The following is a 17,037-nucleotide window of genomic DNA, read 5'->3' as shown; positions in this document are numbered from 1 at the left end:
CTCCCCCTGTACTGTATGTATCGTTTTCATCCTTTACTTACCGATTTCTTGATGAATTCTGACACCGCTTTATTAAATTCTTCCGGATGTGTGATGTTCGGAAGATGCCCCGCTCCCTTAATTTTCTTTAATTCTGCATTGCTCAGCAGTTTCCGCAGCCTTTTTGTTTCTTTCTGATCAACTACGCTTTCCTTCTCACCTGTAAGGATAAGCGTTCTTGTATGAATGTCTTTTAAAAAGCCGATTGTAGAATAGCCTTCTTGTTGATGTATCTTCATAAAACGTTCAATAGAAGCATTTAAGAATTGATTACTGTATAAACTTTCATATTCATGCGACTTTCCTATAGCTATAAAATCATTTTTCAGTTTTTCCTCGACACTGCTTTCAGGGTCTTCTTCGTATTCGGTGTAACTTCCGGAAAGAATGAGTGTTTTTACTTTTTCAGGGTATTCATAGGCTATCCTCTGCCCTATCATGCCTCCCCAAGAAGCTGCCGCAATGTGGATCGGCCAAGCAACCCCTATCTCGTTCAGCACTTCGATAAAAGTCTGAGCCAGCCCGCTCAGTGTAAAATCGGCGCTCCCCTCACTCAGCCCGTAACCCGGTGTGTGTATGACAATGACATTAAATTGATCTGCCCACTCCTTCATTTGTTCTTTCCACATGTAAGCAGTGGTAGCGAAACCGCAAATCAGTAAAATTGTTTCACCCTTACCGCTCATCAATATTTCCATATGCCGGGCATTTTCTGTGTTTGCCAGAAAATGAACGGTTTCCGTTTCTTCTGCCTGGTAAAAAGCGATGAGTTTTTTTGCGGCATCGCTTTGATCGTGCTGAAGGGCTCCTTTCTTCAGTCTGCTCCAATAATGCAAATAATCGTCGAGATGACGATTGGAGGCCGTGCCGAGTATTCGGAAAGGACTTTCAGCTTCTTCCGTAACGAACGACGAAGCATCAAAATCGGCTGCAATCGCTGAATCTCTTACTAGAGGCGGTGCTGAACGGGCGGATAACGGCTTGAAATCGTTTTGTATTTTTTCTTTTTCTCCGTATAACACGATCAGCTGGTGGCCTTGGCCGAGAAGCGAGTGTTCAAATGCTTTGATTCCGGCAGTATTTTCTAATGGGTGAAGTCCGTACTCCATTTTCATAATATCTTGAATGCCGGGATCAACTGACATGCCTCCGTCTTTCCAGAAAGGCCAATTTACAGCGATGGTTTTTCCTGATCTTCCCCCCGCCTTTCTCATACATTCCCTCCACTCGGCAAAATGCTCCAGAAAACGATTGGCGTAGGCGTAATCGGCTTGACCCAGACTTCCGATTTCTGAGGAGATGGAAGAAAACAAAACAAAAAAGTCTAAAGGCATATCTCTGAGCGCTTCATCCAAATGAATCACACCATTGACCTTTGATTGCAGCACCGCTTGAGCTTCCGCGTCTGTTTTATTCATAATGAGAGAGTCTTTTAACACGCCTGCACTGTAAATGACCCCGTTGATTTCGGAATAATCAGCATGAATTTTTTCCGCTAACTTGATGACCTGCTGCTTATCTGACATGTCAGCCTGAATATAAGAAATGCTTGCCCCGTCATAGCGGATGCTGTCTAATTTTTCTTCCATGTCTGCTGTCATTTTCGATCGTCCGGCAATGATAACGCTGGCTCCGTGATTTGCATAAAGAAACGCTGAAATAATCCAGCCGATGCCGCTTAACCCTCCGATGATGAGATACACCCCGTTTTTTGCAAACTTTGCGGCCTTTTGTCCTGTTTGCAGCGAAGCGCCTTTATATGCTGTCACCCACCTTTTTTGATCGCCGTCATATTTCACAGCCTGATGATGTCCGGCACTTAATTCATTGAGAAGCAAAGGTGCTTTTTCAATGGTTTGTCTTGAAGAAATCTCAACCGTTTTACACTTTATATTCGGCTGCTCCGCATTCAGCGTTTTAAAAAAGCCTCCAATCGCGGCGTAAACCGGATTTGTATATTGACCCTTGTCATGTACATACAGAATGTTGATGTTTTCTTTTACTTTTTGACGGATCAAAGCTTTGCTCAAATAAAGAATTGAATAAAAGCTGTGAGTCAGATCTAACGCTGCTTCAGTATAAGCTTTTTTTGACAGGTAATGAATGATTGACGCCGGAAACGCTCCGGACTTTTTCATATCTTCCAACAGTCTGGAGTAATGAGCAGACTGCTCCGGATTAAATTTATAATGCTTTTCATTTACCATTTCATATTCAGCGGCGGCTTCCGCATAAATAACATTTTCACTGCCGATGTACTTTCGGATTTCATCACTCAATGAACTGTCGAAATCGAAAATCAATGTATTTTCCTTAGCTACTTCTCCGGACTTTAATGGCGATTCTATCCATTCTTTTTGTAAATACAAAGATTCAAGCATCGGCTTTTCAGACGGCTCTTTCGTTTGCGTTTTTTCTTTAAAAGCTGCGGCCGGCGTATTACGCACATCATATTTTTCTTCTAAATAAGCCGCTAAATCATGAATATTGTTATAATCAAAAAGCAATGTCGGATACAATTGTGTATCCAATCTTTCCTCGAGCATTTTCGATATATGCAGCAGCTGTTTTGAGTCAAGACCCAGTTCGTAAAAAGATTGGTGTTTGTCCGCTTTATTTGGCGGTGTGTTTGTAACCTCTCCAATAATGGATGACAGCTCATCTGTTAATGTTTTATGACTGTCTTGGTGCTGAACTGTAACAGAGATAGAGTCTGTAATGTCGGCTCCATATTTCTCCTGCAGATATTCCGTCAATTCACCGATTGTGGAGTAATCAAATAATAAAGTCGGGTACAGCTTTGTATCTAACATCAGTTCTATTTTTTTGGATAAGTCTAATAATTGTTTAGAATCCAAGCCCATCTCGTAAAAGGAAATATCATTCTTCACTGTTTCAGCAGGTTTTTCAATCATGCCGGCTATCTCTTGGATCAAATTATTTCTGATCATTTCTTTATTGTTCGTTGCGCTGCTGACCTCTTTACCTTTTTGGGAATGCTCCAGCCTTTGTATTGATTTTTCATTTCTGACTCTTTTCACACCGAATCGCTCATAATAAAAAGCAAGCTCTCCATCAGGTCTGTATACTTCTATGTCCGCATATAAAATGTCTTTAGAAGGCGGCTGCGTTATACTGTTTTTATCAATATACACAAAACAAGACCCAGTTGTTTTATGCAGTGCCCGGAACGTCTCAATATATATAGGGATAAACGCATTTGTTCCTTCATCCGGCAAGTCTGATGTAAGGATTCCCAACAAGCTGAGAGACCCATCCAAAAATGCGGGATGCATGTAAAAGTCATCTGTATATTCTTTTGAAAGTCCGCTTAAACTGACCTCTCCCAGAATATAATTTTCACCTTCATATACCGTACCTTCCAATTTCATAAAATCTTTATGAATCAGGCCGCCCCTGCGCAAATTACGATAGGCGGCTTCAGCATCCGAAGTCCGGACGGCCCCTTTCTTTAATGCTTCGATTGATATTGTCTTTTCGTTTATCGCATTTTTTCTTATGATTTCCGCCTGCAAGTTGACTGACGCTTCACCTTCCGCCTTTTCAGCGACCCATTTCCTGCTTGTTGTTTCAACAAGCCAGCCGTTTTCTTGTTCCGTAAACTGGAAGGTGACTTTTTTATCAAAATGGACTGACGTCGCAACAGGTTCACGGAATAAAACATGTTTGATTTCAAAACTTCGGGGTGATATCCCTTTCTCAGCTAAAAATCGGGTTATTAAATCCATATACGTTACGCCGGGTATCGTACGCACTTGATGAAGGACATGGTCTGAAACAATATAATCGTCATGTTTGACTAATACGCTGAACCTCATGCAACTCGACAACCTTTCTTCTTTTACAAAGTAAAGAAACAGAGCAGGTGCTACTCTGTTTCATCAATAATTTCAAGAAGCCGTTTTTTATTCTGTTTGATTTGTTTTTTCCGATTTGAATCCGGCCAGTACTCTTTTCTGACAAACTCGGCAGGCGGCAGCGGAGTTCTGACGGAATGATATGAATCATCCAGGCCGCTTACCAAAAGGTGGGCGTTTGTTCCGCCAAAACCGAAAGCGCTGATGCCCGCCCTCCGTTTTCCATCCTTCCAGCTTCTCAGCTCTGTATTCGGATAAAAAGGCGACTTTTCAAATTCAAAGCGGGGATTTGGCGTTTCACAATTCAATGTAGGCGGAATTTCCTTATGCCATATTGATAAAATCACTTTAATGAAACTTGCCGCTCCGGCAGCGCTTAATAAGTGTCCGATATTGCTTTTTACACTTCCTACTCCGCAAAATTGCGTTTTGTTTGTGTCTCTTCGGAATACTTTTGTCAGAGCCTGAAGCTCAATCGGATCTCCAATCATCGTGCCTGTGCCGTGAGTTTCGACGTAGCTGACTGATCCGGGAGTGATATCGGCTTTTTCAAATGCATCTTGAATAACCTGCTCTTGAAGCTTAGGATTCGGGGTCGTAATTCCCATTGTCGCACCGTCGTTATTAATAGCTGATGCTTCAATGATACCGTATATCCGATCTCCGTCTGCTTTTGCTTTCTCCAGCGGTTTTAACAGAACAGCGCCAAAACCCTCTCCGGGTACAAAGCCGTTTGCCCTTTCATCAAAAGTAAAACACTGACCGTCCGGCGAAAGAGCTCCCCCTTCTGTTAACATCAGGTAAGGAATTTCATCCAAAAGCAGATCCGCCCCTCCTGCCAGCGCCATCTCTGAATCACCGTTTTTTATGCTTTGGCAGGCTAAATGAATGCTGACTAATGAAGAAGAACAAGCGGTATCAGAAACCATGCTTGGACCGTGAAAATTAAAGAAATGCGACACATGTGAAGCAATAAAGTTTTGACTAAGCCCGACGATGTGGCTGCTGCTTTCTTTCGGCAGTTTGTGACCGTAGCCGCCCATTCTGGAACCGACAAATACGCCGACTTTTTTTCCCGATAATTCCGTTTCTTCATAACCGGCATCCCGTACAGTCTGTACACTCGTTTCTAAGAAATGTCTTATCAGCGGGTCCGTTTGGATCGCCTTCTCCTCTTCCATGCGGAAATACTCCGGATCGAAGCTGCCGATTCCATTGATAAATCCTCCCCATTTGCTGATGCTTTTTCCCTTTTGCTGCACCGGAGAGTAATTTTCTTCTATATTCCACCGGGAATCAGGTACTTCTTTAATATGATTCTTCCCTTTTCTCAGATTGTCCCAAAATTCCTCTTTATCAGCCGCTCCAGGGAACTTACATCCGATTCCGATAACAGCTATCTTTGCAGAGGAAGCCGCCTGCGGTTCTGTATTTCGGCTCGTCACAGACTGCATATCATGCTGGTTGCTGCTTTGAGAATCAGTCTGTTCGATTTGTTTTTTCAACGGCGGCGCCGTCTTACCGATATATTCCGCAAGACCATGAATCGTGTTGTGTTCAAGAAGCACAGTAGGGTCAATTTTTTTCTGAATCATTGCTTCTATACGATGTATAATGCTGACAAGAAGTATAGAATCTACACCGTATTCCTGAAAATCCGTATTTGGGTTAAGCTTTTCAAGGGGAATGCTCAATTCCTCGGCAAATACGGCAGAAAGTTCACTGACAAGCCCTTCTGAATGATCAAAAGTGTCGGGAGTCTCCTGTCTTCGGACTGGAACCGAAGCTCCGCCGGTTTTATTGATGTTCAGGAGACTGTCTGCATGAAACACTGTTCCTTTTTTCACGATAGGAATGATATTGGCCGATTTTCTCTCCAGTGCATGATACAAAATCGCCAGTCCTTCCCGTGTGGAAAGAGAGTCCAATCCCAATTCATCATATAAAGGACTTGTCACAGTACCCATTCCGACTTCTTTCCAGCTCGGCCAATTGATGGACGTGAAATACGTTCTCCCCTTTTGAAAATGATAAGCCGCGAAATAGTCCATATATGCGTTTGCAGACGCGTAATCAGTCATTCCTTTCGACAGTTTGGGTGACTGTGCAGCAATTGATGAAAATAGAATAAAGAAATCCAGCGGCGTATTATTAAAAATCCGCTCCAAATTCTGAAGTCCAGTGACTTTCGGCCCGTACACCGTCTTAAATTCACTCATTCTTTTATGAATAAAGGCCGGATTTCCGCCGCTGTGCAGTCCGGCACAGTGTATGACACCGCTTATATCTTTAAATTCAAGGCTTACTTGGTGAAAGAATGAACGCAGCTTCTCTTCATTTGTGAGAGAACCGCTGTAATACAGATAGTTGACACCTTTCTCTTCAAAACTTTGAAACAGTTTGATATTGCTGACTGTCTTTTCGTCCTGTCTGCCCTCTTTCAGCAAATGATCCCATTCACTTCGCAAAGGTAATGGACGCGTACCCGTCAGCACGAGTTTTTTTACTCCCCGTTTCACCAAATCTTCAGCTATTGCTCTGCCAATGCCCCCTGTCCCGCCGGTAATCACGATGGCTTTATCCGCAGGAAATGAAACAGGCTCGCCGGTATGGATTCTTTCTTCTTCAAAATACGGAACATATCTGACGCCGCCGCGGTAGCATACTTCATTCTCTCCGGTACATTGCGCCCTTTCATTCTCAAAGATTTGTTTCAGCTCATGCGTTTCTTTCATGCTGTCTATATCTATTGTTTTCACATGAACAAAGCCGTATTCCGCAGAAAGGGCTTTCAGAAAAGCCGATGATTCTGCCCCCGTCAGCTTTGGTTTTTCCGCTTTAAATACCTGCAAGCCATTGGTGATTTGTAAAATGGATAATGGTGTTTCCTTTTTACTCCTCTTAATTATTTCTTGTATAAATAAGAATTTACCATATGGGATGCCGTTCTGATTTTCACTCTGGTTTCCGATATCTGAGAAATCAAATATATTTTCGACCTGCCGCTCACCGCCCGAGAAGATCTCACGGATAACGTCGTATGCGTGGTTTTCATCTAATAAAGAACACCCAAACATTTGATCAGAGTGTTTTATAAATGAAGAGTGATGTTTTATGACAATCAGATTCTCCTGATCTATATCCGAACAAATGGTGCGGGCAATTGATTCTGTGTCTTGATTTACAAATGCTACTGTCAGTCCGTACTCTTTTGTTTCGGATGGATTTACAAACGGATTCTCCCTCCATTTTTTTTGCAAGTGATGTTGAAAAGAATGCTGAGGGATCTCTGTCTTCTCAGTCCTGGACGGAACCCAATAACGTTCTTTCGCAAACGGATAAGTCGGAATTGAGATCCGTTTACCCGGCTGCTGTAAATGTTGATGAACGGATTTCCAGTCGATATCCGCCCCCCAAACCCATAATTGAGCCAGCTTTTCCTCTTCACCGTTCTCAATAATGGTCTTTACAAACAATTCACCTGCTCTGCCTTCCGTTAACGCCTTCATTTTTTCAGCAAACGCATCTGATTGCTGATTAACATATACGCCTGGAACTTGCTTGTCACCGCGGCAAAACTCAAATAATTTATCCTTAATTTCTTTAAGAGAGGTACCGGTAATCGCCGCTCTGGCCTCCATCGCTTCTCTGCCCGATTGTGTAGTGTATGCCAGATCCCGTAAAACGACGCTTTCCGATTGGCCGGCTTCCATCACTTCATTCGGGAACATGTTTCTTATCGCTCCGGCATATTCCTTCAATAAGTATTCAGTAACCGCTTGAATGGAGGGGCAATCAGTTAATTCATACATCGTGAGTTCAATATGAAACATTTCGTTAATAAAATCCGCCATCCGGCTTAATTCCAAAGGTCCTACGCCAAATTCACTCAGGTGATCAGCAATATTAATTTCTTCCGGATGGATATGAAGCAATTCCGAAACAAACGGTTTGAGTACTTCATTCACCTTTTCTTTCATATCAGGCTGTTTATCCTTTACTTCAGGACTTAGTGAACGTTGGATAAAATCTCTCATGTTTTCGGCATACTCAAGAAGACGTTCATTGTCTTTGGCAGATAACAGGACAATATGCGGTTCGTTCTCAACATGTTCTGTTGAGACGTTTGTTTCTTCATATTCTTCTATAATGATATGAACATTCGTTCCTCCCGCTCCGAATGAGCTGATCCCCGCTCTTCTCGGAACAGTTACTGTTTTTCCGTTTTCCTGCAGTTTCGGTTTCTTCCAGTCTTGCAATGACCGCTGTACATAAAAGGGAGATGCTTTAAAATCAATATTTGGATTCAACGTCTCCGCATGTATGGAAGGAAACAGTTTTTTCAGTTTCATTTGCAAAAGAACCTTTGTCAAACCGGCAATTCCCGCTGCGGCCTCAAGATGGCCGATATTTGATTTGACAGAACCGATTGAACAATATTGAGTGTGCTCCGTAAATTCCCGAAACGCTTTTGTTAACCCGGTGATCTCAATCGGGTCTCCCAGAGCAGTTCCGGTTCCGTGAGCTTCAATATAACTAATTGTACGAGGGTCAATACAAGCTTTCTGAAGCGCGTCCTGTATCAGTTCAGACTGACCATTTGGATTAGGAACCGTAAAACCGTTTGTTCTCCCTCCGTGATTAACCGCTGTCGCTTTAATCAGCGCATAAATATGATCTCCGTCCCTTACCGCTTCCGCCGCCGGCTTTAAAAGTACGGATCCCACTCCTTCTCCCGGTACATAACCGTCACCGCCCTCGCCGAATGTACGGCATCGGCCATCACTTGCAAAGAAGCGGCTTTGATTTAATAATGTATATTTATTCGGATGAAGCGTAAGATTGACCCCGCCCGCAACAGCAAGTGTGCTTTCTCCTCTTCGTATACTTTCACAGGCTAAGTGAATGGCGTTAAGAGAGGATGAACACATTGTATCAACCGCCATACTCGGCCCCTTAAAGTTAAAGAAATATGATATTCTGTTTGCGATTGCAGAAAATGGAGACCCGACGGCCAGTACATTTCCTTTAAGTGATTCTTCAACGCCGAAAAATTGATAGCTTCCATATGTGACGCCTGCAAAAACTCCGACCTTTTTGCGGGTCAGATCTGAAGGTTTATAACCCGCATCCTCTATGGTATTGTACACTGTCTCTAAAAAGAGGCGTTCCTGAGGATCAAGAAAAGCCGCTTCTTTCGGTGATATCCGGAAAAATAAAGGATCAAACCGATCTGGATTTTTCAGAAAACCTCCCCACTTATAGCAGCTTCCCTCCAGCATTTCCTTCCGGTCATCAGGAATTTCGCTTACGCAATCCTGTCCATTCATCAGCACATTTTGGAACTCCCTGATGTTTTCCGCACCCGGGTATCTGCCGCTGACACCGATAATGGCTATATCAGCAGAAAGGGGATCGGCCGCAATGTGCTCTTTTGAATCTTCTTCTTCAAAGCGTACCGACGCTTTTGTTTCCAATGGTTTTCTTTTTTGCTTTTTTTGATATGAAACAAGTTCAGGTGTGCCGGCCGGGTTCAGCAGTTTCATCATTCGTTCGCTGTGATGACTCAGGAAATATTCGGCTAACTGCGATATTGAATGATATTCAAAAAATAATGTTTTCGACAATCTGCCGATACTTTGCTCCAGCTTTTTGGTCAGACGCATGATCATCACTGAATCAATGCCGTATTTCTCCAGGTATTGTTTTTCATCTATGAGTGAGGTAGGTAATTTCAATTCTTCGGACATTATATTTTTCAGATAACTGATGATATTTTGTCTTAATTCATCGTTTTGCAAATCGGCATCTTCCTGCTGGTCTGAATGTAAGCTGATTGTGCCGGCACGCTTCAGCACATCCTCAATCTTTTCTTTTCGGCCTTTCAAGGCAATCAGCTGTTCAGATGATTGACACAAGCTGTTCTCCAGAGCCTGTATTCCGTCACCGTCATCTAACGGGTCAAGACCGAGTTCCTGTTTCATGTAGGATATTCCTTCATCGTCAATATTCATCCCGCCGGAAGTCCATAGCGGCCAATTGACTGACACTACCCTTCCGGCAGACTCTTTTGCGGTCATAACTGCTGCATACTGATCCAAACAGGCATTGGCGAAAGCATAGTCACATTGGCCGGCTGAGCCGAAGACTGCCGATGTGGATGAAAACAAGACAAGTAATTCAACTTTCATTTTTTTGATTTCTTCCGCCAGCCACAACGTGCCATAAACTTTCGAACCTGTGACTTGATCAATTTCTTCTTTTGTCTTTCTTAAGATAAAAGAGTCACGGAGTACGCCGGCACTGTGAAATACTCCATGTAAGGTGCCGAACTGCTCTTTTGCAAAAGCAAACATCCGTTCAGCATCACTTTGTTTTGAAACATCAGATCGGATATATTCAACTGTTGAACCTGAACTTCTTAAATATTCGATCTTTTTCTCCTGCTCTTCAGTTAAATCAGAGCGCCCCGTCAATATGAGATTCGCTTTCCATTTTTCCGACAGATGTTTTGCCAATATATAACCGAGACCGCCCAGACCTCCTGTAATCAGATAATTCCCATGATGTTTCAGCGGCTGGGTTAAATCGAATGAGCCGGCTTTATTATAGCTTTTCGTAAAACGTCTGCCGTTTTCATAGCGCACTTCAAAATGGGTATCCCGTTTTTCGTCACACTCTCTCTGATATATATCCGCTATTGCTGGAAGAGCGGCTCCCGTACCCTCTGATTGCGTGATATTGATAATCTGATAGTGAAAATTGGGGTATTCCTGGTGAACGGTTTTCACCAATCCGCCGAGAGCATGATGCAGCGGCAGTTGTTCTTTATTCTCAGTTTGAAAAATATGCGTCAGCTTTATTATCTTTTTCCATTTTAGTTCAATCAGCGCCTGTGTAATATACAGAAGAGAAAACAATCCGTTTTCCAATTGTTTCTGTATACCTCCCTTACTCATGTCAGCCTGAGAATCAGACCACAAGTGAAGAATCTTTTCGGGCAGCTGATAATGATCATGGATGTATCGGAACAGCTTTAGATAGTCGTCTTTTTTCACGTGGTTCATACAAATCGTATCATCATGTAAAACAGCAAATTCTTTTCCGCGGATAACAAACAAGAGAGTACAGTCCTTAAACAAACCGCTCAATTCTTGTATTTGCCGTTCATTTTCTGCAAAAATCAGGAGCAATCCCGTCAAGGGTACGCTCTTCTTATTCGGAATGAACGATTCTGTCCATTCCGGCTTGTAATAAAAAAGCGGATGGTTCGATGCCCGTGATTTTTGATTCTGAATGGATGTCACACGGGCATAGCCTTCGTCAGCCGATATTTGTCCTGTTTGAATCAGATCAAGAATATCGCTGATTTGTTCACGTTTTCCGTTCATCATTCTTCCCCCATTAATTGTTTCAATACAGCCTTCTGATCAATATCATTGGTTTCCAATTGACGCAGGAGACGAATGAGTTCGTCGTCCGTCTGAACAGTGCCTTTTTTATGACCATATCTGAATCTCACATCTCTGCACTCTGCCAGAATGCTTCCGTTTTCATCTGTAAATGTCATATGACACGTTACATCACGGCTGTTCTGCCGGTTCTCTTTTTGAGTATAGACATAAAAATTTTGAGCGAGAGGCTGATAGACATCCGCCGCTCCCATTCCGATCAATTCCGGAAAGGTTTCTCCGCTGACAAAAAACGCACTGGCTTGAATTGCGGACTCAAGCGCTTCAGGGGAGATCGTAAAATTCTCTCTTTTTGCATAAAGCTCATCCGGCAATGAATGAAGCGACAGCATTCCGTCACTGTTTTTCGCTGATTCAATGACAAAAGGCGATTCAGCAGGATGTTCAGTCATTTCTGATTTGACTTCAGCAATATCAAGCGCTTCAGGAAGCATACCGCTTTCAGGCTTAACAATATGCGCATTTCCCCTGGCAAGACATACTTTATTCTCATGTTTTGTGTTTGCATATATGTCAAACCGCGCAAAGTCGCGCTCAGGCGTCAGCGTAATCATCAGTTCCCGTATATCAGTCATTCCGTTCATGCTTTCGGTCCACAATAAATCAGTCAATGTATGAACTGGTTGTCCAAATGCTGCCGCTGCATTGACGATAGCCATTTCAGCCAAAGATGCATAAGGGAAAAAGGACACGTTTCCTTCAGACAGACTTAGTGCGAACGGATGATTACGGCTGATTTTTTTCGTGAAACTGAACTGATTAAAATCGGACGTGTTACTCCCCAAGAAAGGGTGAGTCGGCTTACTGACATCCGCCGAAACAAGCGTTTCCCCTTTTTCCGCTATCCAATACCGCTGTTTGATCAGCGGTTGTCCCGGAATAGAAATCCTGCGGGCATTCCGATTCACCTCAAAAGTCTCCCAATCTATCTTTCTTCCATTTACCCATTTGGATGCTGCTTCGGCGTAATCTGAACAAACGTGAGGCATTTCATTGTGAACTTCTGATTCGAATGTATTACCGGTATAGCTCAAGCTGCTTTTTTCACCCCTGATATAAGCTGAGAGCTCTTCAGCAATGACCTGCCCGGAATCTGCCACTATCGCCAGCCGTTCTTCCATATGATCGCGTCCCGTCTGAAGTGTATAGGCAATATCCTGAAGACGCAGTTTATGATTGTTATCCTTCGATTCATTTTCTGATAGAAAATCAGCCATAACCTTCGCATACTTTATCAGCCGTTGTTTGTCTTGAGCCGATAAAACAAAGATCACTCGGCCGCTTTGATGATTAAAAGCTTTTGGCGGCTCATACGCTTCCAATATAAGATGCGCGTTTGTCCCTCCTGCCCCAAAAGCGCTTACCCCGGCTCTCAAAGGATGAACAGCATTGCTGTTTTGCGGAATATTCCATTCAGCCGCTTTCCGCTGCACTTGAAAAGGAACCTGCTCAAAATCTATAAACGGATTAACAATATCGGAATGCAGAGAAGGAACAAGCTGCTTATTCTTCATTTGGAGAAGCACTTTCGTTACCGCAGCGATTCCTGCCGCAGATTCTAAATGTCCGATATTTGATTTCACCGAACCGATGGCGCAAGGATGATTCAGTTGATAGGAATCTTTCAGTCCTTGAATTTCAATCGGATCGCCTAATGACGTACCCGTTCCATGCGCTTCAATATAATTGACGGTATTCGGATCAATGTCAGCTTTACGAAGCGCTTCTGAAATGACCTCCGCCTGCGCATCCGGGTTCGGTATGGAATATCCGCTCGTCTTTCCTCCGTGATTAACGGCGCTTCCCTTAATCACACCGTATATTTGATCTTGATCTTCTATTGCTTTTTTCAATGGTTTTAACAATACGGCTCCGACTCCCTCACCGGGAACATAACCGCTTCCGTCTTTTCCAAAACTCCGGCATCTGCCGTCACTTGATAGAAACTGTCCCATGCTGAGGAACTTATATTTATTCGGATGTATTGACAAATTCACTCCGCCGGCTAATGCCATATCGCTCTCTCCGCAATGTATGCTTTGGCATGCGTAATGAATAGAGGTCAGTGATGAAGAGCACATTGTATCCAGAGCCAAACTCGGACCTTTTAAATGAAAATAATAAGACACCCGATTGGCTATTGAAGAATAGACGGATGCCGGCGAGAAAGCCACTCCATTTTCTTCTCCTTCAAATAGTTGATATTGGCCCCACATTGCACCGACAAATACACCGACTTTCATCTTTTCCAGCATGTTTCTCGGGTACCCTGAGTCTTCAAAACAATTTTTGGCCGTTTCTAAAAAGAGCCTTTCCTGGGGATCCATAAGTTCTGCTTCCCTTGGGGAAATATGAAAGAAAAGCGGATCAAATTGATCGGCTCCGCTGATAAAACCTCCCCACTTGCTGTAAGACTTCCCTTTCATATCTCTGTCTTCGCTGAAGAAATCATCTATATTCCAACGGTCAGGCGGGATTTCTGTAATACAATCTTTTCCGCTCTTTAAATTCTCCCAAAATTCAGGTAAGTCTTCAGCCATCGGATACTTCCCGCTTAATCCGATAATGGCAATGTCCTCATGCCTTGTATCAGCTGTTTCATTTATTTGGATCTCACGGTTTTCATCCTCCATGAAGGTATCTTGAAGTGCAGATTTCAATTTTGCTTTGTCACCTTCAAACACGATCAGCTGTGATGCGTTCAGAGAGAGTGAATCTTGAAAAGCTTTGATCCCATTGGTTTTACTAAGAGGAACCATACCGATTTTTTGTTTCATCCATTTTTCAGTTTGTTTATCCACTTTCATGCCGCCGTCTTCCCATAGCGGCCAGCCGATGGCTACTGAGACGCCGGAGCGTTCTTTTTTCCGCCTCATTCCTTCACGCCACTCAGCGAAAAGATCGATGAACCGGTTGGCAAATGCGTAATCCGTCTGTCCGATATTCCCGTACATCGAGGTGCTTGATGAAAACATCACAAAGAAGTCCAAAGGTTCGGTTTGCAGCAAGCTGTCCAATAAGACCGTCCCATTTATTTTCGGAGCGATCACTTCCTGAATTTCATCTTTTGATTTTTGAATCAATAAAGCGTCGTGCGTCACACCGGCACTGTGTATCACACCGTTGATTTCTCCGAATTGCCTTTTAATGGTTTTTATGATTCGCTCTGCATCGCGGCTATCTGAAAAATCACCTCTTATATATTGAACCGAAGAACCGCCTGCTTTCATTTGGCTGATTTTGTTCTTTTTGTCTTCTGTAAGTTCAGAACGGCCCGCTAAAATAATATTGGCTTTCGTTTGGGCTGCGATATGTTCTGCAAATATAAGGCCTAAGCCGCCGGCCCCTCCTGTAATCATGTATACTCCGTTTTCTTTAAAGGAGAAACTTGAGTTTTGAGCCGGTTCCGCTTCCCGTAAGGCACGGACCCAGCGCACATTTCCTTCATAATAAAGATCGGTTTCTCCCGGATGCGCTTCAGTTGATTCGCATCTGATGATTTCAGCTGTGAGATCCGGCAACGATGACTTGTCTGAAACTGATATCCCGATTGTCTTATGGGCCAGTTTCGGGTTCTCAAGCAAAATAGACTGCCCTGCGCCATGGACTGAAGCGTAAAGCGGCTGATCATTTTTATGGTCCGACGGATAAAGGAAAAGCGATACAACCTTTTTTTCCGCCTTGCTGCGCATCAATGCCCGGCTGAAAAAGAATAGCGGGTAAGCCCCTTTAGAAAGCTGTTCATTTATTTTTTCCGGGCCGGCAAATGACCCTTCCGGCCACCCGTAAACCACGGTGTCGGGCATTTGCCCCCTTTTTTTCAGATCAGCTGCAAGCCTGTCAAAGTGAGCTTCCTCCCTGTGATCTATCTCATAAACACCGTCTCCGTGATAGGAGAAACGATTCCCTGATAAAACGAGAATGATCTGTGTATTTCCGAATCCATTTTCAGCATTTTCCCGCATAAAATGAAAAAGCTCTCTGTCATATTGAAACAGCAGGTATGTTGTTTTCTTTTTATTTCCGCAATTCGGGTCCCAAGCGGCAGCCTTTTGTCTCCAATGCGGCGTTAAATAGGTCAGAGCCGTATGATTCTCTCCATGATAAAGAGGGAGGTCTTTTTCAACGGAAGTTTTTTCACCGCTCTCTGCAAAATAGTTTGCAAGTTTTTGAATCGTCGGATACTCAAACAATAAAGTAGGGTACAGTTCCCTGCCTGTTTTCTCTTCCAATGCCTTTACGGCTTGCATAAGTGTTACGGAATCGAGGCCTTGTTCATAAAAACCTTTTACGACAGAGAGTGTTTCAGGGGCAGTCCCTTTGATATCTGCGATCAGCTGCTGAATGTCTCCTTCTGTTATAAGAGCGGAAAGATTTTCGTTCTTACTTTCTTTCATGTCAGGCTTTTCAGCCGGTTGATTTTGCGTTAAGAAATAACTGGACATTTTTTGATTTTCTTTAATATACGCGGCGAGTTCCCGGATCGTTTTCTGCTCAAACAGGAGTGTAGGATACAGCTGTTCCCCTGTTTTGTTTTCAAGTTCTTTGACAATGGCAAGCAAAGAAGCTGAATCCAGGCCCTGTTCATAAAAACCAATGTCTGTCCTTATGTCACGCAGATCTATATTTGAAACCCCGGATATTAATTCTTTAAGGTGTGTCTCGATGCTTTCGCTTCGATTTATGATTGAATCTTTTCTGATCAGGCTGTCTTTTGGCTGAGAAGCCGCTTCAGTTTCCAAACGAGTCTGCTTCAGGTTTTCAATTAAATCTTTTGAGCGAATATGTTTCACAGACAGCCGCGTAAAATAAGCGATCATCTCCCCGTGTGCATCGTACAAACCGTAACTTACTTGGATGACATCCCCTGAATCATGATTTTGGTCTTGCTTCTCTATGTACACATAACACCTGTCTTCCAGGCGCTTCGTCATACGGAAAGATTCAATATGAATGGGAATATACGTTTTCATCCGGCTTGCCGGAGATCCTTGTGTAAAATATTCGGGACATGCCTGATAAAGGATCGATATGATGGTAGACGCATCAAGAAAAGTGGGATGCAATTGAAAATAGCCGGTATATTGATTGGCAATTTGGCTGAGCGTCAACTCTGCAAGTACAGAATGATCAGACGCATAAACTTTCCCCAGACTCTTCATAAATTCAAAATGCTCTATATCAACCTTTTTTAAATAGTCATAACATATCTCCATATCAGCTTCACGGGCGGAGGCATGCTTAATTTCATCAATATTGATTGAACTCATGCTTTCCGGGATTTTCGGCATGAGCCTGCAGTTCATATTCTCATCCCAGCTTTCATCCAGAATGCGGTCATCTTTTACCTTTCTGCTCTTCGCCTGAATTTCCCATCCCTGTTCCAATCCCTGAAAACGGATGCGGATTTCTCTGTCAAAGGTATCAGATGTTGCTACAGGTTCCAAATACAAAATATTCTGACACTCTAGTTCTTCAATAGGCAAACCTTTGCTCAGCGCCATACGGTATATCATATCTAAAAATGTGACACCGGGTATAATCCGGGTGCCATGCACCCGGTGATCCCTGACAATATAGTCCGTATGTTTAATTGTTAATGTGAACTGATAGTTTTGATTACTGGCCACCTGTCTCATTCCTTTTCT

Annotated in this window: 3 protein-coding genes; all 3 read right to left on the bottom strand. The window is 43.2% G+C overall.

What is annotated here, in order from left to right; translation table 11 throughout:
- Positions 1–26: 26 nt before the first annotated feature.
- From MY7_RS06190 to MY7_RS06180, 3 genes are read right to left on the bottom strand one after another with little or no spacing between them, the layout of a single operon-like run.
- Positions 27–3,878 (bottom strand): alpha/beta fold hydrolase, encoded by a 3,852-nt coding sequence (locus MY7_RS06190; RefSeq protein WP_007611169.1) that lies wholly within the window; start codon positions 3,876–3,878, stop codon positions 27–29.
- 50 nt (positions 3,879–3,928) lie between these two features.
- The gene (locus tag MY7_RS06185) at positions 3,929–11,308 is read right to left on the bottom strand and encodes a type I polyketide synthase (RefSeq protein ID WP_029325888.1); all 7,380 of its coding nucleotides are present in this window, start codon (positions 11,306–11,308) and stop codon (positions 3,929–3,931) included.
- Complete coding sequence (locus MY7_RS06180; protein WP_029325887.1) at positions 11,308–17,019, bottom strand: type I polyketide synthase; 5,712 nt, start codon at positions 17,017–17,019, stop codon at positions 11,308–11,310. The genes MY7_RS06185 and MY7_RS06180 overlap by 1 nt, the downstream gene beginning before the upstream one ends.
- Positions 17,020–17,037: the final 18 nt, after the last annotated feature.

This window comes from Bacillus sp. 5B6 (assembly GCF_000259405.1).
GTDB classification, from domain to species: domain Bacteria; phylum Bacillota; class Bacilli; order Bacillales; family Bacillaceae; genus Bacillus; species Bacillus velezensis.
This window is presented reverse-complemented; position numbering and strand designations above follow the sequence as displayed.

Excerpts from the sequence above, each read along its gene's own strand:
- MY7_RS06190 (WP_007611169.1), bottom strand. The coding sequence starts at position 3,878 with ATGAGGTTCAGCGTATTAGTCAAACATGACGATTATATTGTTTCAGAC.
- MY7_RS06185 (WP_029325888.1), bottom strand. The coding sequence starts at position 11,308 with ATGAACGGAAAACGTGAACAAATCAGCGATATTCTTGATCTGATTCAA.